Consider the following 23,261-nt stretch of genomic DNA (forward strand, 5'->3'; position numbering starts at 1 on the left):
GCTTCCGACCACCTTCTGAGAGCGCTCTCAGGCTGCTCGCGTGAACGGAGCACGTCAAGGTCTAGACCGGATGGTTGCTTCTTCGTGCTGTCGTCAACGCCACATCAAGGTCGGTTTACGACGTCGGCGTACGAATCGTAAATTGACCACCTGAACATCGCTTTCACCCGGATGGTGGTAATCCCGTGGGGCGTCCCGAAAGACCGCTGGACCCCGACGCCGGCCCCGTGCAGCGGCTCGCGCACGAGCTGCGCGAGCTGCGCGGGGCGGCGGGCGGGCCGTCGTACCGGACGATGACCGAGGTGGCCGGCTGCTCGGTGAGCTCGCTGTCCGAGGCGGCGGCCGGGCGGAAACTGCCCTCGTTCACCGTCTTCCAGGGATACGTACGGGCTTGCGGCGGCGATCTCGGCGAGTGGGAACCCCGGTGGAAGGACGCCGACGCGCAAGCCGCCGGAACCGTGCGCGAGGAAGCGCCGGACGCGGCACCCCCGTACCGCGGACTGGCCCGCTTCGAACCCGGCGACCACGCCCTCTTCTTCGGCCGGGACCGGCTCGTCGAGGAGGCGCGGGAACTGGTGTGCACCCACCGGTTCGCCGTCCTGTTCGGGGCGTCCGGGAGCGGGAAGTCGTCGCTGCTGAGGGCCGGACTGATACCCCACCTGCGCGCCGAGATCGCGCGCGCCGGGGCCCCGGCCGCGCTCCGGGTGCTGACCCCCGGGGCCGCGCCGGCACGGACGTACGGCCATCTGCTGACCCCGAAGGACGGCGAGCCGGAGAGCTGGGTCGTGGTGGACCAGTTCGAAGAGGTCTTCACCCTCTGCCGCGACTCACGGGAGCGCTCCCACTTCATCGACCTGCTGCTCGCCGCCCGGAACCCGGACAGCCGGCTGCGGGTGCTCATCGCCGTACGCGCCGACTTCTACGCCCGCTGCGCCGAGCACCGGGAACTCGCCGACGCCCTGCGCGGCGCGGGGCTGCCGGTCGGCCCGATGAGCGCGGAGGAGCTGCGCGAGGCGGTCGTCGGACCGGCCCAGGCCGCCGGACTGCTGGTGGAACGGGACCTGACCGCGCGGATCGTCGACGAGGTCCAGGACCAGCCGGGCGCGCTGCCCATGCTGTCCCACGCCCTCCTGGAGACCTGGCGCCGCCGCCGCAGCCGCATGCTCACCCTGACGGGGTACGAGGCGGTCGGCGGCGTCCTCGGCGCCATCGCCGCGACCGCCGAGGACGTGTACGGCAGGCTGTCCGAGGCCGAGGCACGCACCGCCCGCCAGTTGCTGCTGCGCCTGATCGAGCCCGGCCAGGGCAACGCCGACACCCGGCGCCCCCTGGTCCGCGCCGAACTCGACGACTGGAACGGCGACGACGTGCCCGTGGTGGTGGACAGGCTGGCCCGCGCCCGCCTTGTCACCGTCGACGAGGACGGCGTCCAGCTCGCCCACGAGGCGCTCATCACCTGCTGGCCGAGGCTGCGCGGCTGGATCGAGGAGGACCGGGAGCGGCTGCGCCACCACCGGCGCCTCACCGAGGCCGCCCGCGCCTGGCTGGAGCACGACCGCGACCCCGGCGCCCTCTACCGGGGCAGCCGCCTGGTCCGTGCCGAGGAACTGTTCGCCGACGACCGCAGCGCGCTGACGGCACCGGAGTGCGCGTTCCTCACGGCCGCCCTGGCAGCCCGCGAGTCGGAACGCCGGGCCGTGACCCGGACCGCCCGCCGCTCCCGCACCCTCGTCGGCGCGCTGTCCGCCGTACTGGCGGTGGCGCTCCTGATCGGCCTCGCCGCCTGGCAGCAGGCCGAGGACAGCCAGAAGCGGCGCACCGACGACGCGGCCCGCCGGGTCGCCGAGGTCGCCGACGGCCTCCGCACGACCGACCCGCGCACCGCGATGCTGCTGGGCGTCGCCGCCTGGCGCATCTCGCCGCTGCCCGAGGCCCGGCGCGCCCTCCTGGGCTCTCTCACCCAGCCCGAAAGGGGCACCTTCACCGACCCCGCGACAGCCGCCGACCCCGTACGACTCCTTCTCGACTCCGGCCGTACGCTGCTCAGTTCGGACGGCGGCAACTGGCGGACCTGGGACCTGGCGACCGGGCGGCACACCGCCTCGGGCCGCCTCCCGGACGGAGGCGCGGACGCCCTCGTCACCGCCGGGCCGGGCGCCAGGGTGCTCGCCGTCGCCGCGAAGGACGGCGTCCGGCTGTGGGACGCGACTTCTCGGCACTGGACCGGCGGCTCCCCCCGACTCGCGGCGAACTGGGCGAACGTCCACTTCAGCCCCGACGGCGCCACCTTCCTCGTCAGCACCACCGAGGGCCGGGTCCAGCTGCGGTCGGTCGCGGACGGCCGCCTCCTCTACGCGACGCACGGCTCGGCCGACCTGTCCGACGTGGCGTCGGGGCCGGACGGCCGACTGGTGGCCCTCTGCCCGGACGGCCGGGCACCGCAGCTGTGGGACCTCCGCGACCGGCGTCTCGTGCACGGCTCATGGGAGCGGTCTCGGAAACTCTGCGACGAGAACTCGACGTTGGTGTTCGGAGGGGGCGGCGGCGCGGGCGGGGGCGGCGGCCGGTTCGCGGTTCTCTCGTACACAGGCCGGCGCCCCGAGGGCAACGGATCCACCGGGACGAGCGGGAACACCGGCCTGCGTGTCTGGGACGCGGACACCGGGCGCCAGGTCGCCGGCATCCGCTCGCTGGGCGTGGACTCCGCCGCGTTCAGCCCGGACGGGACGCTGCTGGCGACGGCAGACGACACCGAGGTCCGGGTCTGGCGTCTCGACGGCCGTGCGACGACCCCCGTCTTCCGGCACGCCCTGAACAACCAGAGCCTCTCGGCCGGCCTCAGCTGGGTGCCCGGCCGCCGTCCGGTGCTGCGCTACCTGGAGGAGCGCACCGTCCACACCCTCGACCTCGGCCCGGCGGCCACCTCTGCCTGGCGCGCACACCCGGCGGACGACGTCCTGCTCAGCCCGGACGGTCACACGCTGGCCACCGCCGAACGCACCACCGGCGCCAACTACCGCTTCCGGCTCCTCGACACCCGCGACGGCCACGACCTGGGCACCCTGCCGTCCCCGCCCGCGCCCGTCTCCGACGACCCCTCCATGCCGGTGGACCCGCCGAGCACGCTCGCCGTGACGTCCTTCAGCCCCGACGGCACGACGTTCGCGTACGGGGTCTCCGCGCCCGGCGTCGAGACGGCGCCGCAGCCCATCACGGTCTGGGACGTCGGACGCCACCGTGCCCTCACCACCCTGTCCCTGCCGAACGCCGGCTCGGTCGATGGGGCCGTGGAACTGCGTCTGGGCCCGGCCGGACACCGCCTCTACGTCACCCGTGTATCGGACGTCGGCATACTCGACGAGGAGGTCTGGGACGTCACCCGGCATCGCCGGACCGGCAGGCTCCATGGGCTGGAGGGCATGCCCCTGGCCATCCGCCCGGACGGGGGCCTCCTCGTCGGCGACAACCGCGCCGTCCGCCTGCCCGCCGGCAAGGTCACCAGGCCCAGCCTCGTCCAGGGCGCCCGGACCGGCGCCCTGGCCTTCTCCTCGGACGGCTCCCTGCTGGCGGCGGGCGACTGGTCCGGCCGCGTCGCCCTGTGGGACGGCGACCTCCGGCGCAGCACGGGCGTCATGCGCAGCGTCTTCCCGACCGCCCTCGAAGGGGGCCCGGAGGGAGTCGGCGCGCTGGCTGTCAGCCCCGACCGCCGCACCTTGGCGGTCGCCGGCGACCAGGGCACTCTCCAGCTGTGGGACATCCCGACCGGCCAGCCCCTGGGCGGCACGCTGACCACCCCCGGCGACGCGATCACGACCCTGGCCTTCGCTCCCGACAGCACGACGCTGTACGCGGGGAGCGCCTACGTCCCCCTCCAGCGCTACTCGATAGACCCGGCGGGCGCGGTACGGCAGGTATGCGACCGAGCGGGCGGCCACGGCCTGACACGGGAACAGTGGCGGACGTACATCCCGGACGCGGGGTTCAAGGGGGTGTGCGGGACCTAGACGTATGGATCACGAGGGGGTCACTTGCCATCCCGGAAACTCGTCTCTTTCCGTACCGGAAACTATCGGCTACTCTTTCCGTCATGGAAACAAACGGGCCACGACTGACGCCGGAACAGGCACGTTCCGCCCTGGCCGACACCGAGCACGTCCGGGCCTCCGCCGCGGCGGTGTCGGCCACACCATGGCCGACCTGGTTCTTCGTCACGCTCACGCTCTACATCGCCGCGCTTCCGATCACCTACGGAGGCATCACGGCCGAGTCGGACTGGCTGCTGCCGCGCCTCGCCTGGATCGGCATCATGCTGGCGACCACCGCCGTGTACGGGGCGCTCCTCTCCGTCGCGTCCAGGTCCTGGCGTGACAGGACCGGGGTGGCGCTGCGGTTCGACGTGCTGCCGAAGCGGGTGACCGTGCCGCTCAAGGTAGGCCTGCCCATGCTGCTGGTGGGGTCGGCGTTCGCGTTCCGGCTCACGGGACGGCCGGCGTGGCTGATCGCGGCCTCGCTCATCGGCGCCGCCGTGTCCGTCGGCTTCCACCTCACCTTCGTCCGGCTCCACCGGAAGTCCGCGTGAGCGCCGAGGCCGACGACGGGCCGGCGGGTTTCGACACCACCATCCACGCCCCGAACCGACTGCGCGTCTGCGCCCTGCTGGACACGGCGGGCGAGGCGGAGTTCGGCATGGTCCAGAAACAACTCGCCCTCTCCGCCTCCGTATTGAGCAAGCACGTCACCGTCCTGATGGACATCGGCTACGTCGAGCAGCGCAAGGCCGTCCGCGACGCCCGGCAACGCGTGTGGCTCCGCCTGACCGACCGAGGCCGCGCCGCCTACCGGGGGCACCTGGCGGCGCTGCGGGCGATCGTGGGGCCGTCGGATCCGGCTCTCTGACCTCAGCGTCGGTCAGGGCTGTCGCCGTTCTTGGCGTCACACTCGAACCAGACGGTCTTCCCGGTGCGCGTGGGATACGTGGGGGTGGGGTGCGGGGGCGTGCGGTGCCAGCCCCAGCGGTCGGTGACGGCCTCGACGATCAGAAGTCCGCGCCCGCCTTCCCCGTCCACGGCTGTGGACAACCCCGGAAACACCGGGACCCGCGAGTCCGTGTCGGCGACCTCGACCCGGACTCCGTCCCCGCCGGGCTTCCGCAGCAGCAGTACGGTGGCACGCCGGTCGGGGACATGCCGCACGACGTTGGACACCAGCTCGGTCAGAGCGAGGGTGGCGGAGTCGGAGAGGCCGGGCATGCCCCAGGCGCCGAGGTAGGCGCGGAGGATGCGGCGCAGGTGCAGGGCCGAATGCTCACTGAGGGTGAAGTTCATGCCGTACCTCGGCCCAAGGGGGCTGTCGCCCAGGTCAGTTACGTGATTCACGTCACCAGAGTGGAGTGGCGCGATTACGCTGGGCTACAGACTGAATCCAACGACGCTCAGCGTCAGCTTGGGGGTGGCCCGCCGTGCCCAACATCCGCGAACTCGACCCCAGTGCCTCTCCGCTGGACTACTTCGGCTTCGAGCTGCGCCGAAGGAGAGAGGAAGCGGGCCTCAAGCAGAGCCAGTTGGGTGACTGCGTCTTCTGTACGGCGTCCCTGATCGGCCAGATCGAGACAGCGAGGAAGGTTCCCACCAGGGATTTCGCGGAGCGGGTGGACGCGGCACTGGGAACGGACGGGATGTTCTCGCGCCTGGTGGGGCTGGTGCTGCGAAGCCAACTTCCGCACTGGTTTCAGGCGTACGCGGAGATGGAGGCGCGGGCCACCTATATCTCGTCGTATCAGGCTCAGTTGATCGACGGGCTTCTGCAAACGGAGGCGTACGCACGCGCGGTGCTGGGTGTCCGAGGCGGCGACGATCTCGATGCGCGCGTGGCCGCACGGCTGGACCGCCAGCGCATCCTGTCGCAGAAGGAACCGCCGCTGGTGTGGGTGGTGATGAGCGAGGCTGCGCTCTATCAGACGGTCGGCGGCCGGGAGGCCATGCGGGGCCAACTCGCGCACCTGTTGGACTTCTCGGCGAGTGGGTGGACGCAGATTCAGGTGCTGCCGTTCGACGCGGGGCAACACCCGGGACTGATGGGGTCGTTCAACCTCCTGCGCTTCGACAGCGACCCGGACCTCGTCTACACGGAGGACTTCGTCCAGGGCCATATGACCGCCGATCCAGGCAAGTTCAAGGAAGGCTCCCTCCGTTACGATCAACTGAAAGCGTCCGCCCTGCCGGTTGGCGACTCGGCGGCGTTGATCGCGCGCGTAATGGAGGAGCGGTATGGGCACCAACCAGGACCTGTCAACCGCGCGGTGGCGTAAGTCCAGCTACAGCGGCGACACGGGCGGCCAGTGCGTCGAGTGCGCCCCCCTCGGCACCGCAACCTGGCGCAAGTCCTCGTACAGCGGCAACACGGGCGGCGAGTGCGTCGAGGTCGCCGACCTCACCCCCCACATCGTGGTCCGCGACTCGAAGGACCCCGGCGTCGGTGCCCTCACGCTCACGCCGGAGGCCTTCGTCGCGTTCGTGCATGCGATCTAGCGGACGTCGAACTAGCTTGTGAGAACGACGAGTTGCTGAGTGGCCCGGGTCATCGACACATAGCGGTCCACCGCCCCCTCGATGCCCTCGCCGAAGCTCGCCGGGTCGATGACGACGACCAGGTCGAATTCGAGGCCCTTGGACAGTTCCGGGGTCAGTGAGCGGACGCGGGGTGTTGCCTGGAAGCTCGGGGCGCCGATGACGCAGGCGATGCCGTCGGGGTGGGAGGTGAGCCAGGTGTCGAGGACCGGGTCGAGGTCCGAGGCCGGGCCGTGGGTGACGGGGATGCCGCCGCTGCGGATGGACGTCGGGACGTTGGCGTCGGGAAGGGCGGCCCGGATGACCGGCTCGGCCTCCGCCATGATCTCCTCGGGCGTCCGGTAGTTGATGCTGAGGGACGCCAGGGTGATCCGGTCGAGCCCGACGCGTTCGAGGCGTTCCTCCCACGACTCCGTGAACCCGTGCCGGGCCTGGGCGCGGTCCCCGACGATGGTGAAACTCCGGGACGGGCACCGTAGAAGCAGCATCTGCCACTCCGCGTCGGTCAGTTCCTGAGCCTCGTCGACGACGATGTGCGCGAACGGCCCGGCCAGCAGGTCCGGCGCGGCGAGGGCCAGTTCGGACTCGTCGACCAGGCTGACCTTGGCGTCCTGGCCGCGCAGCATCCGCACCAGGCCCACCCCTTCGTCACCGTCGGCGCCGGAGGCGGACGCGGCCTCGATCAGGTTGTCGACCACCTGGTCCATGCGCTCGCGCTGGGCGGCGAGAACGCTCTCGTGCCGGTGCTTTTGCCGGGCCGCCTCCGGGTCGCCGAGCCGCAGTCGGGCCGCGTCCAGCCACGGCAGGTCGGACACGGTCCAGGCCCGGGCGTCCGCGCGCTGCAGCTTCCGTACCTCGTCACGGGTGAGCCAGGGCGCGCACATGCGGAGATACGCGGGCACGGACCACAGGTCGCCGACCACATCGGCCGCTTCCAGCAGCGGCCACGCGCGGTTGAAGGCTGCGACCAACTCCCGGTCCTGCGCGAGGGCCTTGCGGAGCCGGGCGGGCGACACCCCGTGAGGTTCGGGGGCGTCGCCCTCTCCGGCCCCATACCCGTCCCTGTCCCTGTCAGGGTCCCCGTCTGCGTCGCCGTGCTTGTCCGCCAGGATCGTGAGGAGTTCCTCCCAGACCTGGTCGCGGGCCTCGTTGTGCGGGACGCCGGGTGCCGCCTCGAAGGCGACGGCCCAGTCCCCGGCGGTCAGCCGGACGTCGGACCAGGGTGTCGAGACCGTCATCCCTTGGGTGGGCGGCTCCTCGTAGAAGCGGACGGCCCTCTCGATCGCCTGCACCAGCTCCGCCGACGACTTCAGACGGGCCACTTCCGGGTCGGCCTCGGCCGCAGCCGAGGCACCCTCGTCGACGAGGTCCCGCAGGGTGCAGGTCTGCACGCCCTCCTCGCCGAGACTGGGCAGCACATCGGCGACGTACGACAGGTACGGCCGGTGCGGGCCGACGAACAGGATGCCGCCACGGCGGTGACCGAGACGCGGGTCGGCGTAGAGGAGGTAGGCCGAACGGTGCAGGGCGACGACGGTCTTGCCGGTGCCCGGGCCGCCGTCGACGACGAGCGCGCCCCGCGAACCCGCGCGGATGATGGCGTCCTGGTCGGCCTGGATGGTGCCGAGCACGTCACGCATGCGCGGCGAACGGTTGCTGCCGAGGCTGGCGATGAAGGCGGACTGGTCGTCGAGGGCGGCGGCATGCCCGTCCAGCCCGTCCGGGGTGAACACCTCGTCCCAGTAGTCGCTGATCCGGCCGTCGGTCCAGCGGTACCGGCGGCGGCTCGCCAGCCCCATCGGGTTGCCGTGGGTGGCGCCGAAGAACGGCTCGGCGGCGGGGGAGCGCCAGTCCAGCAGCAGCCGCCGGCCGGTGCTGTCGGTGAGGCCGAGCCGTCCGACGTACACGGACCGCTCGGGGTCGTCCGCGTCGACCATGTGCCCGAGGCAGAGGTCGAGGCCGAAGCGGCGCAGGGCGCGCAGACGGGCGGTGATGCGGTGGATCTCGGTGTCCCGGTCCATCGCGTCCCGGCCGGTGCCGCCGGGTGCTTTGCGCTCCGCGTCGAGACGGTCGGACAGTTCGGCGATCGTCTGCCGCAGGCACTCCGCGATGGCGGCGAAGTGCCGCTCGTCGCGGGCGATCAGCTTCGGGTCGGCCTTGGCGGAGAGACGGTCGGGAAGGTCGAATGCGCTGGTGGTGGTCAGGGGGGTGGTCAAGTCATCAACTCCGGTGTTCCGAGGCGCTGGTGATCAGGTGTGCGGTGTTCAGGCGGCGTCCTGACTACCGGCCGACCGTGTCGGGCAGCAGCGTCGCGGCCACGGCCCGCTCGCGCGTCTCAGGGGATGGGCTGGACACCCCCGCGCGCGACCCATAGGTCGGCAGCAACAAAGCACGCACTTCGAGACTCCCCGTTTCCGCGAATTCCGGCCTAGGCCGGAGATTCTGCGGTACGACGGGGGCCTTGCCGCAAGCCCCCCGGTGCGCTATATCTTGAACATGGCAAGGGGTCCGCGATCCCTTGCCTTTGTCCTTTTCGGCGGGCCCGAACGGTGAGACTCAACCCTGCGCGCCCCGCCGCTCCCTTCTCGCCCTGACCTTGACGACGATCAACGCCGGGCCGGCGTTCTTCGACGTAGCGGACCAGCAGGTTGCGCACGGGTGTGCTCTGGAGGTTGTAGAAGTCGACCAGTTCGGCGCTGGGCCGCTGGCCGTGCCGCAGCGCGTCTTTGGGAAAAGGGAGTTGGGGAAACCCGATGACACACGACGGGACCGCCACCCCAACTCCCGTTCGATCACCGGTGGTCGAACGCTGCCGCGCCCTGACCGACACCCGCCGGTTCGCGGCAGCCGTCCTCACACTCATCCTCCCCAAAAGCCCCCCGGCACCTCCCATCCCCACCCGGTAACCTGCTGATCCGCGCCGGGGTTCCATACATCAATCGATGAGACAGCCGCCCGGTGGCGCGGACGGCGGCCGTCAGAGGTATGTAGTGCGTAGCACAACGGGGAAGATTCTCACGCTGACCACCATGGCGGCACTGGCGCTCGGCGTCAGCGTCTCGCCGGCCTCCGCGGCGACGACGGACAAGACGATCCGCAAGGTCAACGGCGTCTACGGGACGAGCGGCGAGTACTGGTACACCAACGGCAAGTCCTGGCGTGCCCTCAACGCGGTCGGCGCCCACAAGTCCGACATCACGGGCAAGAGGAAGCCGACGCTGTACGCCCGCTTCCTCTACAAGAAGCCCGGCGGCACGTACAAGGCCGCCAGTGGCTGGAAGAAAGCCGACGTCTACAAGATCCGCGGCCTATGGGAGGCCCACACCGGCTGGGGCAAGGAGGGCCACTCGGGCGCGAAGTACCCCAAGAACACGCAGATCTGCACCCAGTTCAAGGGCAGCACCGTGAAGACCTGCGCCCCCCTGAAGTAACGACTCACCAGTGACCGACCGGAGGCGGCACACCGGACCGCCTCCGGCACGGCCTCTCCGTAGGCCGAACACCTCTCGCTGGGAGCCGCTCCCTGAAGTCGGCTCCAAGAGGTCCTCACGCGCCGGGTTGCCCTGACGTGGGAGGAGTCGATCACCGCTCGCGACCAGTCGAGCTTCTTCGCGGCCCGCAGCTTCCTCAGCAGCACCAGATGCAGTGCGTCCCACACCCCGGCCCGGTTCCACGCGACAAGACGCCGCCAGCAGTGGAAGATAATTTCCATTGACGAGCTGGTTACTCGCGCGGCATTTGGGGGAAACATCCTGCCCGTTCTCTTTAGGCCATCCGGCGCCATCGTGGCGACCCGCGCAGGAAGAGAACCCGATGACGGACACGGGCACGGACAGACCCACGGAGATCACGGGCAGGGAGGACTACTCCCCCCGCCTCTACAACGAGGACCTCGCCCCGGCCACCGAGCGCAAGTGGGGCGCGTTCAGCATCTTCAACGTCTGGACCTCGGACGTACACAGTCTCTACGGCTACTTCCTCGCCGCCAGTCTGTTCCTGGTCGCCGGTAACACCTTCAAGTTCCTGATCGGCATCGGCGTCGGATCGCTGGTCATCTACTACCTGATGACGCTGATCGGCAAGGCCGGCGTACGGACGGGCGTCCCCTACCCCGTCCTGGCCCGCGCCTCCTTCGGCACCTTCGGCGCGAACGTCCCCGCCCTCGTCCGGGCCGTGGTCGCGACGTTCTGGTACGGCGCCCAGACCAGCGCGGCGGCGGGCGCGATCGTCGCGTTCCTGGTGCGGTACGACGGTCCGAAGCACCTGCACGAGACGACCCGTCTGTTCGACCACAGCGGGCTGGAGGTCATCTGCTACCTCGCCGTCTGGGCTGCCCAGTTGCTGATCATCAGCAAGGGCATGGAGACGGTCCGCCGCTTCCAGGACTTCGCCGGCCCGGCGGTCTGGCTGATGATGCTGGTGCTGGCCGTGGTCCTGTCGGTGAAGGCGGGCACGCTGTCCTTCACCGTCGACATGCCGGCCAAGGACCTCGCCGCCCTGGCGAAGAACGCGACCGGCCTGGACGTGACGCCGGGTTCGTTCGCCGCGATAGCGGCCATCGCCGCGACCTGGGTGACGTACTTCGCCGCGCTGTTCCTGAACTTCGGGGACTTCGCCCGGTTCGCGCCGGACGAGAAGACCCTGAAGAAGGGCAACGTCTGGGGTCTGCCGGTCAACCTGATCCTGTTCTCGCTGGTCGCGGCGATGACAACGGCCTCCGCCAGCAAGGTGTACGGCGAGGTCATCCTCGAACCGGCGGCGATCTCGGCGAAGTTCGACAGCGCGTTCCTCGTCCTGCTGGCCGCCCTGACGTTCGCCGTCGCGACCCTGGGCATCAACGTCGTCGCCAACTTCGTCAGCCCGGCCTTCGACTTCGCCAACGTGGCCCCGAAGCACATCACCTTCAAGCGCGGCGGCCTGATCGCCGCCGTCATCGCCCTGCTCCTCTACCCCCTCCACCCCTGGGACAACGCCCCGAGCTTCGTCAACGCCATCGGCTCGACCATGGGCCCCATCTTCGGCGTGGTCGTCGTCGACTACTACCTTCTCCGCAAGGCCCAGCTGAACGTCCCCGACCTCTACAAGGAGGACGGCGAGTTCCGCTTCCAGGGCGGCTGGAACATCCGCGCCTTCGCGGCGGCGGCGGTCGGCGCGGTCTTCTCCAGCATCCTGCCGACGTACGGTCCCGCCGGGTACGGGGCGGCGCTGGGCCCGTACTCGTGGTTCATCGGAGTGCTGGTCGCGGGGACGATCTACTTCGGGATCAGCGGAGGGAGAAGCCGACTGGTGGCTTCCGAGGAGCCCGCAGTCTGACAGCGGGCGGGCTGCGGAAACGTAACAGCACGCTCGTTCGAGTGAAAGGCTCCGGATTCCGTATTCGGGCCGCCGGTCTACCCTGGGACTGTCGCGCTGAGCGAAGGAGGTCTGACATGGCGACGGCGGAGCCGATCATCATGCCGGGTTACCAGGGCGAGGCCATTCACGGTCCGTACGATGATCCTGACGATCCTGATGGCGAGCGCTACGAGAGGCGTATGCGCGAGTACCTGGGCGGCGCAAGCGTCGAGCAGGCCTTCGAGCTGTTCAGTGCGGCTGCCCCTGAGGGCTGGCGTGTGGAGCTGGTCGAAGGGGAGATCTACGTGGTGCCACCGGCGAATGGGGAGCACGAGGAAATCGTGTCGGAGCTCAGCGGGCAGGTCCGGGACCACAACAAGGGGCTGGGCCGCTACACCGGCATCGGCCTGAACGTTCCCGGGGCCTCCGAGACCGGCCATGTCATTCCCGACCTGGTCGTCGCCCCCAAGGGCAGCTTCGACGACGAGGAGGAGTGGCACGATACGGCCTCCGTGCTGCTGGTCGCCGAGGTCACTTCGACCTCGACCGCCGCACGCGACCGTGACAAGAAGATCCTCGGCTACGCCCGTGCCGACATCCCCGTCTACCTGCTGATCGACCGGGAGGAGGGCGAGGTGCTGGTGTACTCCGAGCCGTCGGGCGACGACTACGCCAAGAGCCTCAAGCACAAACTGGGTCTGACCGTGCCCTTGCCCGCGCCCCTGGGATTCGAGCTGGACACGGCGGAGTTCTGAGTGCCGACGCTGTTCTGATCGGCTGAAACTGAGGCTTCCCTACCCGGGTCGGCTCAGCGCCCACTGCGCTTCGTGCACGGGCCCCGTCCGATGTGGCTCCGCCGCACGGGCCGGGCCCGCGTTCGCGGCGAGGATGAGTGTGGCGGCGGCGACGATCGCCGCGCAGATCGCTCTGGCGTGTGAGAGCACGGCAACCTCGCAACCTCGCGATGACAGCGACGTATCAAGCACGCTTAACCCGTGGCTTAACGTAGAGCTTGACGGTCCTCAACGGCAAGTGGGCGCAGGGGAGTTGGCGATGGTGGAGCGCGACGACCCGGAAGTCATCGGGCGCAGGGTGCAGCGGCTGCGTATCGAGCAGGGGCAGACACAGAGGCAGTTGGCGGAGCCCGCCTACACACCCGCCTACATCTCCACCCTGGAAGCCGGACGCGTGCGGGCCTCCGACGAGGCGCTGCGGCACATCGCCGAGCGGCTGGGGGTGGCGTACGAGGAGATCGTGACCGGGCGTCCGGCCCATCTGGCCACGGACCTCCGGCTGCGACTCACCGACGCCCAGCGCACCCTCGCCACCGGCGAGACCGAGGCGGCGGCCAGGCAGTACCGGGAGCTGAAGGAGGAGGCCGCGCGGCTCGGGCTCCTCGCGGAGGAGGCCGCCGCGCTGCTCGGGCTCGGCGAGTGCGGAGTGGAGACCGGGGATCTCGGCGCCGCCCAGGAGTACTTCGAGCAGGCCGAACGGTGTCTGGCCGACGAGCCCCTCACCGGACGGGTTCCCGCCTTGCGCGGGCGGGCCGTCGCGCACTATCTCGCCGGTGAACTCCGTTACTCCGTATACCTTCTGGAGTCGACGATCGACGAGCTGAACCGCGGCGGGCTGCACGACCCGGACGCGCTTCTCCCCCTCTACGCCAGCTCCATCGCCCCCTACATGGACATGGGCGCCCACGCGCGCGCGGCCCAGGCCGCCGAACTGGCCCTCGCGCTCGCGCCGCAGGTGCGCGATCCGGCGCTCATCGCCCGGATGCACCGGCAGGTGGCCCGGACGATGCTCGCCGAGGGACGGTACGCGGAGGCCGACGCCTCGCTGGCGAAGGCCGCCGAGCTGTACCGGCAGCTGCAGATCCGCACCGAGCTGGCCAACTGCCACTGGATGCGCGGGTATCTGTACGCCCAGCAGAACGAACTCGCCCGCGCAGAAGCCGAGTTGAGGGAGGCGCACGCCATGCTGTCCGCCAAGCGCGCAGCCCTCTACAGCAGCCAGGTCACGGTCGAGCTGGCCGACGTACTGCACCGGCGCGGCAAGTCCGACGAGGCGGCGGCGCTGCTGCACGACGTACTCGGGGACCTGTCGTCGGAGCGCGGCGCCGTGCACTCGGCCGCCGCCCACCGGCTGCTCGGCATCATCGCGGAGGACGCCCGCGACACGGACCGGGCGGAGGAGCACTACGTCCGCGCCCTCAGTGTCCTGGAGCGCGCGGGCGCCGCCGGAGACCTCGCCGACCTGTGCCGGCTGCTCGGCGATCTGCTGCGCCGGACCGGCCGGGTGGAGGCCGCGCTCGACGCGTACCGCACGGGGCTGGGGCATCGTACGGCCCCCGGCACCACGACGCTCGGCCCGGCGCCCGCGCAGCCCCCTCTTTGACGAATCGGGGTCGGCGCACAGCGCTGACGGCTACCCTTCGGTCGAACTGTGGCTATTTGGGCCTTTGGGTATCCAGGCCTTTGGGCTTTTGACCGGGACGGTACGAGCGCGTGAACGGCGAGTACGGCGAGCAGGGCGGGGGGTACGGCCGGCCCGGCGGCGGGTGGAGCGTTGCCGACGGGCTGCGGTTCGCCGTCCGCGCGTTCGTGTACGCCGTCGTCGGCGGCGCCGCGCTGATCGCCATCGCGACCGTCGCCTCCGTACTCGGGCCGACCCTCGCCCTCGACCTCTACACGCCGGCCGTGGCCGCCTGGTGGACGGTGTTCACGGCGGTCGTGGTGCAGGGGGTGCCCTTCCTGCTGCTGGGCACGGTGGTGTCGGCGGCGATCGGGGCCTTCGTACCGGAACGGGTGTTCACCCGGCTGCTGCCGCGCAACCCGGCGCTCGCCGTGCCGATCGCGGGCGCGGCCGGGGTCGTCCTGCCCGGGTGCGAGTGCGCGTCCGTGCCGGTGGCGGGGAGCCTGATGCGGCGCGGGGTGGCCCCGGCCGCCGCGCTCGCGTTCCTGCTCTCCGCGCCGGCGATCAACCCCGTGGTGCTGGTCGCGACCTCGATCGCCTTTCCCGGGCAACCGAGGATGGTGCTCGGGCGGCTGGTGGCCTCCCTGGTCACGGCGGTAATCATGGGCTGGCTGTGGGCGCGGTTCGGGCGGGACGAGTGGCTTCGCAAGCCCCTGCCGGTGGGCGGGTCGTCGGCCTCCGAGCCCTCCGGCTGGCGCGGGTTCTCGGCCGGGCTCCAGCACGACTTCCTGCATGCGGGCGGCTTCCTGGTACTGGGCGCGGGGGCGGCGGCGACCTTCAACATCGTCGTCCCGAGGTCCGTGCTCGACGTGTTCACCGGCTCGGCTTGGCTCGCCGTGCTGCTGCTGGCCGTACTGGCGGTCGTCCTGTGCGTGTGCAGCGAGGCCGACGCCTTCGTGGCGGCCTCCCTCAGCGGCTTCTCCCCGACGGCCCGGCTCGCCTTCATGGTGGTCGGCCCGATGGTCGACCTGAAGCTGATCGCCCTCCAGGCGGGCACCTTCGGCCGCGCGTTCGCCGTCCGGTTCTCGTCGGTGACGTGGGTGGTCGCGGTGAGCAGCAGTGTCGTCGTCGGGTGGTGGTTGTTGTGAGGCGGTACGGGGGTGCCGTGCTGTTGCTGCTGACGGGCGGCGCGGTGCTGCGGATCTCGCTGTTCAGCGAGCTGTATCTGCGATACGTGCAGGAGGGGCTGCGGCCGTACCTGGTGGTGTCCGGAGTGGTACTGGTGCTGCTGGGGGTGGTGGCCGCCGTGGCACGGGGGCGGGGTGAGACGGAGGACCCCGAGGACGACGAGCACGACGAGCGCGACGGTCATGGTGACGGTGACGGTCATGGTCACCGGCATGGGCACGGCCCCCGAGTCGCCTGGCTGCTCACGCTTCCCGCCCTCGCGCTGCTCCTCTTCCCGCCGCCCGCCCTGGGCTCGTACAGCGCCGACCGCGAGGCGGCTCAGCGGGCCGCGCAGGGCGTGGGTACGTTCCCCGCGCTGCCCGCCGGGAATCCGCTGGAGCTGACGGTCGGTGAGTTCGGCTCGCGCGCGATCTTCGACAGCGGTCGGTCACTGAAGGGCCGTACCGTCCGGCTGACCGGCTTCGTCACCCACGGGGACGACGGCGCCTGGTACGTCACCCGCCTCCTCGTCTCCTGCTGCGCGGCCGACGCCACGACGGGCAAGGTCGAGATACGCGACGCCGACGCCCCGGTCACGGACACCTGGGTCACGGTCACCGGAACCTGGGTGCCCAAGGGGAAGCTGGGCTCGGACGCGGCCTGGCCACCGGTGCTGGACGCGGGGTCCGTACGGACGGTCGCGGAGCCGTCGAACCCGTACGAGAAGCGCTGACGGCCGCCCGACACGGACCTGAACGCGGCGGCGGTGAAAGGATTGCCCCGGTGCCGGACAGGGCAGGGCGTGGAATCCATGACGGAGAAGAGGGCCGCCCGGGATCAGCGGGCCCGTTTCGAGGCGCTGGCGCGGGTCGTGGCGGAGCCGTTGCACCGCTATCTGCTGCGGCGTGCGGAACCCGACCAGGTCGACGACGTCCTCGCGGAGACGCTGCTGGTGCTGTGGCGCCGTATCGAGGACGTGCCCGGGCTGGACACGGCGCCCGTCCCCGCCCCGGACCCCGACGCCGTACTGCCCTGGTGCTACGGCGTGGCCCGCGGCTGCCTGGCCAACGCCCGCCGCGCGGACCGACGTAGACGCTCACTCCTGGAACGCCTGACGTGGACGGCGAACACGGCGGCCGGGGTAGCGGAGCCGGCGGACGCCGACCACACCGCCCTGCACACGGCGCTCGCCCAACTCCGCGCGCTGGACCGGGAGATCGTCCAGTTGTGGGCGTACGAGGAACTGACACCGAGCCGGATCGCCGAGGTGACCGGCCTGACCGCGAACGAGGAAAACTCGGAGGCCACGATCTTCGACGCCGGAACCCACCAGGCTTTCGGGGCGCCTGCGAAGTAGGGAACCAAAGAAGTAGGGAAGTAGCAGACAGCGGTCCCTTCCGGCCATTCAGGAACATTGGTCACTGTCCGGCGCTAAAGTTCCCTTGATGCGCGGGGTGTGGTGCGCGTCGCACATCACTACGGTGCATCTGGGGGGCCTCGTGCACGAGATGGTCAAGGGCGCCAATGTAGGTCTGGCCGCGTTGAGCGAGGACGTCGGCTCGGTGATGGTGAGACTGAGCTGGAGCAGTCCGACGGGGGACGGCGACGCGGATGTGTCCGTGCTGCTGCTGACCGCCGACGGCAAGGTGCGCAGCGACGGGGACTTCTACTTCTACAACAATCCCGTTGCCGCCGACGGCAGTGTGCAACTGCTGGGCAAAGCACCCACGGCCGACGGCAACGAGGACCGCATCACCTTCGACCTGACGGTGATCGCGGACGACGTCGAGCGGATCGTCGTGGCGGCGAGCCGCTACGAGGGCGCCCGCTTCTCCGACCTGCACGACCTGCGACTGACGCTCGCCGACGGCGCCGGGGAGAACCTGCTGCGTTTCTCCGTCGACGACCCCGGCGAGGTGGGCGCGCTGCTCTTCGGCGAGCTCTACCGGCGGGGCGGGGACTGGAAGTTCCGGGCGATCGGCCAGGGGTACGAGTCCGGACTCGTGGGCCTGGCAACGGACTTCGGCGTCGACGTCGACGACGACGCGGAGGACTCGGAGGCAGGAGAGGCGGCGGAGAAGCAGCAAGCGCAGGAAGTGCGGGAAGCGCAGGCTGCGGAGGCGCCCCAGGCATCGCAGGCCGAGCACCTGCCCGCCATCCCCGCCCAGCCTACGAGCGAGCGCCCCATGGATCCGGTGCGGCCCGTACCGCCGGATCAGCCGGCGGCCAAGGCGGCGCCTCGCCCGCGTACGGCGAAGAAGAAGGTCACGCTGCCCAGGGTGGCCAGGAAGTCCCTCGCCGAGAACGACGCCTGGCGGGTGGCGAGGCTCTTCCCCGCTTCCGCCCTCAAGAGCGACCGTGAGCGTGAGACCCGGGCGACGTCCGTACTGCTGTCGGTGATGGCCCAAGTCCCCGAGTTCGGGCGGCGGTTGACGGCTGGGTTCGGGGCGCCCGCCGGGCGGATGGAGACGTTCACCGAGGTCACGCTGCCCAGCGGTGACACCCCGCGCCGTCCCGACGGCGTGATCCGGGTCGAGCGGGCCGGCAAACTGTGGACGGCGCTCGTCGAGACGAAGACGAACGGCAACTCCCTCAAGCCGGACCAGGTGCAGGCGTACGCGGACATCGCCGCCAGGCGCGGCTACGAGGCCGTCATCACCCTGTCCAACGACGTCGAACTCGACGGCAGTCCCCTCGTCGAGGTCAAGACGGACGGCCGGCGCAAGCACAAGGTCGCCCTCTGGCACCTGTCCTGGGCCGAAGTTGCCCACCAGGCACAGATGTTGATCCGGCACGAGGGCGTCGGCAACGCGGCCCACGCCTGGCTGCTCCAGGAACTGCTGCACTACCTCCAGCACGAGAACTCCGGCTGCCACGGCTTCCAGAACATGGGCCCTGCCTGGGTCCCCGTACGCAACGGCATCGACGACGAGACCCTGTGCCAGGGAGACTCGCGCGCGGTCGATGTCGTCGAGAACTGGGAGCGCCTGGTCCGGCAGGTGTGCCTGCGGCTGGGCGGCGAACTCGGCCAGAAGGTACTGCCCGTGCAGCGCGCGAAACGAGGCAGTGATCCGCGCACCCGCCGTGCCGCCCTGGCCGACCAACTGTGCGCGGAGGGCAGGCTGGAGGCCGAACTCCGTATCGACGGCACACCCGGCATCCTCGCCCTCTGCGCCGACCTGCGGACCGGCAAACTGCGTACGTCCATCGAGATCCCCGCACCCGAACAGGGCTACCCCCTCACCTGGTCGAAGCGTCTGGTCCGTCAACTCGCCGACGCCCCGGCCGACTTGCACGTCGAGTCGCTGCTCGCCGACCAGGCGCCCGGCCCGCGCGGCACCCTGGAACGCCTCCGCCCGGAACCGGCCGACCTGCTGCCCAAGGACGGCACGCCGATCACCGGCTTCCGCCTGTCCCTCTTCCGGAGCATGGGCAGCACCCGCGGCAACGCCGAGTCGGGCTTCATCCGCAGCGTCGACGAATCCGTCGACCGCTTCCACGCCCACGTCGTCGTCCACCTGGACCGCCGTACGTCGTCACCCTCGCCCCGTACACGGGAGGCGGCCGTCGCCGCGAACTGACACGCGCCCGTACGGACATCGCGGCGCCCTGCCGGGGAGGCGGGCGCCGCGATGTCCGTACGGGGCAGGGCAGTTGAGGGAGTCTCAGTCTCAGAACCCCAGTCTCAGCGCTTCGCGCCGCTGCGGTACGTCGAGATGCCCAGGGCGAGCAGCCAGTAGCTGAGGATCGCGCCCATCAGGGCTGTCGTGCCCCAGCCGTTCGCCGCGTAGAAGTGGGCCCGGGGTGTTGCCGAAGTACAGGGACGGTACGAAGGCCAGGTTGATGCCCGCCAGGACGTACGCCGAGCGGGTGGTCCAGCGGGGGAGGAGGTTCGTGCGGGCGATCGTGTATCCGGTCGCCGCCAGGAAGAGGGCGAGCAGGAGGCGGCTGATCGAGCCGTAGAGGATGGAGGTGCCGTTCACCTCGATCGTCGGGTCGATCGAGTGGTCGGTGGCGATCACCGCGCCGGCCTCCAGGCCCATGGAGACCAGGGTGATCGTCGCGTAGACGAGGCCCGTCGAGTAGGCCAGCGAGGCCGCCCACTCGTAGGCCGGGTTCACCCGCTTCACCAGTTGGCGGAAGCTCGTCACGAAGACGATCAGGAACGCCGGCGCGATGATCCCGACCAGGAGGCGGGCCAGGACGTTCGCGTCCGGGGGTGGGCCCGAGTAGATGAAGTACAGGGGCACTTCGACGATCAGGGCGACGGCGGTGGCGATACCCGTGACGCCGGTCAGGCGACGGGCGGTCCGCTCGCTCATGCCGGCCGGGTGGGGCGTGTCCGTGGTCTGCCGCGTTGTCTGCCGCACTGGCTGCTGTGTCTTCGTCGTCTTGTTCATGTAATGGATCGTGCCGGTCGCGGCGCGCTTCGTCCCTGGGCCTGAGTGGCCGATGTGGGGGTGGTGTCACCAACACCGTGCTGCCCTTGCGGGACGGAGGGTGATCGGTGATCGATTTACAGCGGCGTGTGCATGCGTGAACGAGGTGCCGTGGGTACCCGGGACATCTGAAGGACTCGAAGGACTCGAAGGGTTCCGGGAGGCGATGACCGTGTGGTTCGGGGACGGTCGGCACGAAGGGCACGATCGGCATCTTGGGCGGATGGCTGACGCGATCGTCGAGCGGGTACGGCACTCCCGACCCGGCGAGATTCCCCGGCGCCTCTGTGATGTCGCCGTCGAACTGCTGCCGGTGACCGGCGCGAGTGTGTCGCTGCGCTCCGACGGCGTGCCCGTACGGCTGACCGAGACCGACGCGCGGGCTGCCCAACTGGCCGAGATACAGGCGACCTTGGGTGACGGGCCCTGTCAGTGTGCCGGTTCCTCCGGCGTTGCCGTGCTCGCGTCCGATCTGACGTCCGGCCGGGACGCGCGCCGCTGGCCGGTCTTCGCCCAGGAGGCGAGGGAACTGGGCGTGTGCGCGGTGTACGCGCTGCCCCTCGGCAGTGGCCGGATCTGCGTGGGCACACTGGACCTCTACCGTGACACCGTCGGGGAGCTGACACCCGGCGAGCTGGGGACGGCCGTTTGCGTGGCGAGGATCGTGACGGTGTCGCTGACGGACCTGTCCAGGACCGCCCGGCTGGGCGGGCTGGTCGCGGACCACGACGAGATCCACCAGGCCACCGGGATGATCATGGTCCAGCTCGGCGTCGACGCGGACGAGGCCCTGGTGCGCCTTCGCGCGCACGCCTACTCCCACGGCCGCACGGTGCTCGCGGTGGCGCGGGAGGTGGTGGGACGGCGGAGACGGCTCGACAGGGGGTAGACCGCTGGGGGCTGGGCATGGGGGCAGGTGTCCGGGAAGGCGTCCGGGGCAGGTGTCGGTACGAGGCCCGGGGGCGAGGCCCGGGGTCGCGGGTCAGTACGAGTCCTCGTCCGATCCCTCCCCCTGGTCCTGATTCTGATCCGTGCCCTGTTCCTGTTGCTGTTCCTGCGCCTGCTCCGAGTCCTGTCCGTTCCCGTTGCTTGCCCCTTGCGGCTCCTGGGGCTGAGGCCGGGGCTGGGGCTGGACCGGGCCCCGCGTCGGGCTCTGGCTCACTGTCGGCGTCGGCGTCGGCGTCGGGCTCGGGCTCTGGCTCTCGTCCCGCACCGGGGTCTGCGGCGCGACCGGAGTGTCCTTCCTGGTCTGCTTCAGGCGTTCGGCGCCGACCTGGAGGGCGTGGACCGTGTACTCCGTGCGGGGCTCGGCCAGGCCGCCGTTGGTGAGGACGATCGCGTCGTCGCCGACCCGTACGGCGGCGAGATCCAGGGTGAGGGTGGCCGGGGCGCCGTCCAGTTCGCCCCTCGTCGACAGCCGCAGCCCCTGCCTGGCGTCCCCCGCGTCGGGCAGCCGGACCTCCTTGACCCGCACCTCCTGGCGGGCGCCGCGCGGTCCGACCGCCGTGAAGCGGGCGCATTTCTGCGGCATCGTCCTCAGCCAGGCGAGCCGTTCGTCGACGTCGGCGCGGTGGGCGGCCCTGACCTGGTAGCGGAGCTGTCCGCCGTCGTCGTGGTCGTCGAACCCGGCGACGGCACGGGCGCCGGCCGGTTCGCCCAGCAACTCCTCCGTGTACACGGCGTCGAGGAGACGTCCGCAGTCGGCGTTGTCCGCCTTCGCCTTGAGCAGCGCGTCCCGCCAGAGCGCGGCGCCCTCGCTGGGAGTCCACGGCGCCCCGAGGTCGGCGACGGTGAGAAGGGCGCCACGGGCCTGGGCGGCGGTGAGGGCCGGCGGGGCGGCCGGGGAGGCGGAGGCGTGCTGTGCGGGGGTGGGGGAGGCGGCGGCTCTGGCCTGCCTGAGTTCCGTGCCGCCCCCGGCGTGGGACCCGTCGTGCGTGCACGCGGCCATCGTCAGCAGGGTGCCCATCCCGAGGGCCGAGGCGAGCAGACGTACCGCACGGGGCGAGGGCCGACGGGTCATCAAGGGGTTCCTCCATAGGTGCCGTACGCCAGATCGCTCCTCCGACGGCACCACTGCGAGCCCGGTCCCACCACCGGGCCGGGCCGTACGGGTGAGAGACGCCCCGCGAGACGCCCCCAGGAGCACGGGGACTGAAACAGGGCGCTGAACGGCCCGGACTCTGAGAACCTGTGCAGCCGGGAAAGGAGCCCTCACCGTGACGACTGCGGAACCCCACACCCACGCCCAGCCCGATGCCCCCGCCGCACACGCCAGTCCATCTCACCCCGTGCCCGTCATCATCGACTGCGACACCGGCATCGACGACGCCCTGGCCCTGCTGTTCGCCGTACGCCACCCGGGAATCGACCTCCGCGCGGTCACCTGTGTCGCCGGGAACACGGACGTCGACCAGGTCGTACGCAACACCCTCACCGTCCTCGACCAGGCCGGCGCCCCCGATGTGCCCGTCGCACGCGGGGCCGAGCGGCCGTTGATCGAGCCCGCGCGGCCCGCCGCCCATGTGCACGGACGGGACGGCCTGGGTGACCTCGGCCTGGCCGCGCCCAGCAACCGCAGGCCCGTCGACGTCGACGCGGTGACCCTGCTGCGCCGCGAGATACTCGGCTCGCCCCGCCCGGTCACGCTGATCCCGATGGCCCCGCTCACCAACATCGCCCTGCTCCTGCGTACGCACCCCGAGGTGACGGGCAACATCGAGCGGATCGTCTTCATGGGCGGCGCGGTGGAGGTCGGGAACGCCACTCCCGTCGCCGAGTTCAACGTGTGGCACGATCCGGAGGCCGCCGCCGTGCTCCTCACCGCCGGGGTGCCGATCACGATGTACGGCCTGGACGTCTTCCGGCGCGTCGTCGTGCCGGGGGTCGATGTGCAGCGGCTGCGCGCGAGCGCGGAACCGGGTGCGCGGCTCGCCGGGGAGCTGCTGGCCCACCGCGACCCGGCCGTCACCGGCGACCCCACGCCCACCGGCGGCCTCGGCGACGCGGGCGCCGTCTGCTCGGTCGCCGACCCGGCCGGGCTGACCACCAGCCTGCTGCCGGTCGAGGTCTCCCTCGCCCCCGGCCCGGCCCGGGGTCAGACGATCGTCGACCGCAGACCACGCCCCGGCGAGTCCGAGATCCACCACGGCGCCCGTGCGCGACCGCTGGTGGACGTGGCGCTGGACATCGACGTGGACCGGTATGTGGAGCTGTATCTGAGGACGGTGGAGGGCCGGAGCCGCTAGGACCTGTCCGGCCGGTCATGTCGCAGACGCGGGGTGTGGCCCGCACAGCTGCCGCGTTGTCGTCGGTTACCGACTCCCCCACGCTCGACTTCGCT

Annotated in this window: 18 protein-coding genes and 1 pseudogene; 15 read left to right on the plus strand and 4 right to left on the minus strand. The window is 70.9% G+C overall.

What is annotated here, in order from left to right:
- Positions 1 to 185 precede the first annotated feature (185 nt).
- The 3 genes from QA861_RS23135 to QA861_RS23145 all read left to right on the plus strand — a co-directional run bounded on the left by QA861_RS23135 (position 186) and on the right by QA861_RS23145 (position 4,896).
- On the plus strand, positions 186 to 4,004 hold the full coding sequence (locus QA861_RS23135; RefSeq protein ID WP_334590202.1) for an nSTAND1 domain-containing NTPase: 3,819 nt from the start codon (positions 186 to 188) through the stop codon (positions 4,002 to 4,004).
- Positions 4,005 to 4,087: 83 nt separating this feature from the next.
- Positions 4,088 to 4,579 (plus strand): hypothetical protein, encoded by a 492-nt coding sequence (locus tag QA861_RS23140; protein WP_334590203.1) that lies wholly within the window; start codon positions 4,088 to 4,090, stop codon positions 4,577 to 4,579.
- Positions 4,576 to 4,896, plus strand: coding sequence for a transcriptional regulator (locus QA861_RS23145; protein WP_334590204.1), 321 nt, complete (start codon positions 4,576 to 4,578; stop codon positions 4,894 to 4,896). Before QA861_RS23140 ends, QA861_RS23145 begins: the two co-directional genes overlap by 4 nt.
- A 2-nt stretch (positions 4,897 to 4,898) precedes the next feature.
- On the opposite strand, the gene QA861_RS23150 is transcribed toward QA861_RS23145, so the two are convergent.
- A complete protein-coding gene (locus QA861_RS23150) occupies positions 4,899 to 5,375 on the minus strand; it encodes an ATP-binding protein (protein ID WP_443041529.1) in 477 nt (158 codons plus the stop codon).
- An 83-nt stretch (positions 5,376 to 5,458) separates the two neighbouring features.
- Between QA861_RS23150 and QA861_RS23155 the strand changes: the two genes are divergently transcribed.
- Positions 5,459 to 6,307, plus strand: a complete 849-nt coding sequence (locus tag QA861_RS23155; protein ID WP_334590205.1) for a helix-turn-helix domain-containing protein — start codon at positions 5,459 to 5,461, stop codon at positions 6,305 to 6,307.
- The gene (locus tag QA861_RS23160; protein ID WP_334590206.1) at positions 6,267 to 6,527 is read left to right on the plus strand and encodes a DUF397 domain-containing protein; all 261 of its coding nucleotides are present in this window, start codon (positions 6,267 to 6,269) and stop codon (positions 6,525 to 6,527) included. The genes QA861_RS23155 and QA861_RS23160 overlap by 41 nt, the downstream gene beginning before the upstream one ends.
- Positions 6,528 to 6,538: 11 nt before the next feature.
- Here the strand turns inward: QA861_RS23160 and helR are convergent, their stop codons facing one another.
- Positions 6,539 to 8,782, minus strand: coding sequence for an RNA polymerase recycling motor ATPase HelR (helR, locus tag QA861_RS23165; RefSeq protein WP_334590207.1), 2,244 nt, complete (start codon positions 8,780 to 8,782; stop codon positions 6,539 to 6,541).
- Between the two features lie 774 nt (positions 8,783 to 9,556).
- On the opposite strand from helR, the gene QA861_RS23170 reads away from it, so the two are divergent.
- The 8 genes from QA861_RS23170 to QA861_RS23210 all read left to right on the plus strand — a co-directional run bounded on the left by QA861_RS23170 (position 9,557) and on the right by QA861_RS23210 (position 19,063).
- Positions 9,557 to 9,997: a hypothetical protein gene (locus QA861_RS23170; RefSeq protein ID WP_334590208.1), complete on the plus strand. Its 441-nt coding sequence runs from the start codon at positions 9,557 to 9,559 to the stop codon at positions 9,995 to 9,997.
- 382 nt (positions 9,998 to 10,379) lie between these two features.
- On the plus strand, positions 10,380 to 11,879 hold the full coding sequence (locus QA861_RS23180) for an NCS1 family nucleobase:cation symporter-1 (RefSeq protein WP_334590209.1): 1,500 nt from the start codon (positions 10,380 to 10,382) through the stop codon (positions 11,877 to 11,879).
- 221 nt (positions 11,880 to 12,100) lie between these two features.
- The gene (locus QA861_RS23185) at positions 12,101 to 12,655 is read left to right on the plus strand and encodes a Uma2 family endonuclease (protein ID WP_334590668.1); all 555 of its coding nucleotides are present in this window, start codon (positions 12,101 to 12,103) and stop codon (positions 12,653 to 12,655) included.
- A gap of 298 nt (positions 12,656 to 12,953) precedes the next feature.
- Positions 12,954 to 14,297, plus strand: a complete 1,344-nt coding sequence (locus tag QA861_RS23190; protein ID WP_334590210.1) for a helix-turn-helix domain-containing protein — start codon at positions 12,954 to 12,956, stop codon at positions 14,295 to 14,297.
- A 110-nt stretch (positions 14,298 to 14,407) separates the two neighbouring features.
- A complete protein-coding gene (locus tag QA861_RS23195; RefSeq protein WP_334590211.1) occupies positions 14,408 to 15,463 on the plus strand; it encodes a permease in 1,056 nt (351 codons plus the stop codon).
- Entirely contained in the window at positions 15,460 to 16,215 is a 756-nt protein-coding gene (locus tag QA861_RS23200) for a TIGR03943 family putative permease subunit (protein ID WP_334590212.1), read from the plus strand. The genes QA861_RS23195 and QA861_RS23200 overlap by 4 nt, the downstream gene beginning before the upstream one ends.
- A gap of 78 nt (positions 16,216 to 16,293) precedes the next feature.
- A complete protein-coding gene (locus QA861_RS23205; protein WP_334590213.1) occupies positions 16,294 to 16,839 on the plus strand; it encodes an RNA polymerase sigma factor in 546 nt (181 codons plus the stop codon).
- Between the two features lie 151 nt (positions 16,840 to 16,990).
- Complete coding sequence (locus QA861_RS23210) at positions 16,991 to 19,063, plus strand: TerD family protein (protein ID WP_334590669.1); 2,073 nt, start codon at positions 16,991 to 16,993, stop codon at positions 19,061 to 19,063.
- A 104-nt stretch (positions 19,064 to 19,167) separates the two neighbouring features.
- Here QA861_RS23210 and QA861_RS23215 read toward each other — a convergent pair.
- A pseudogene (locus QA861_RS23215) lies at positions 19,168 to 19,804 on the minus strand (hypothetical protein).
- Between the two features lie 340 nt (positions 19,805 to 20,144).
- Here QA861_RS23215 and QA861_RS23220 point away from each other — a divergent pair.
- Positions 20,145 to 20,810, plus strand: coding sequence for a GAF and ANTAR domain-containing protein (locus tag QA861_RS23220; RefSeq protein WP_334590214.1), 666 nt, complete (start codon positions 20,145 to 20,147; stop codon positions 20,808 to 20,810).
- A gap of 93 nt (positions 20,811 to 20,903) precedes the next feature.
- Here QA861_RS23220 and QA861_RS23225 read toward each other — a convergent pair whose 3' ends face one another.
- On the minus strand, positions 20,904 to 21,941 hold the full coding sequence (locus QA861_RS23225) for a hypothetical protein (RefSeq protein WP_334590215.1): 1,038 nt from the start codon (positions 21,939 to 21,941) through the stop codon (positions 20,904 to 20,906).
- 268 nt (positions 21,942 to 22,209) lie between these two features.
- Between QA861_RS23225 and QA861_RS23230 the strand changes: the two genes are divergently transcribed.
- Positions 22,210 to 23,166: a nucleoside hydrolase gene (locus QA861_RS23230; protein WP_334590670.1), complete on the plus strand. Its 957-nt coding sequence runs from the start codon at positions 22,210 to 22,212 to the stop codon at positions 23,164 to 23,166.
- Positions 23,167 to 23,261: the final 95 nt, after the last annotated feature.

Origin of the sequence: Streptomyces sp. B21-083 (genome assembly GCF_036898825.1) — a bacterium.
In the GTDB taxonomy this organism is placed as follows: Bacteria; Actinomycetota; Actinomycetes; order Streptomycetales; family Streptomycetaceae; genus Streptomyces.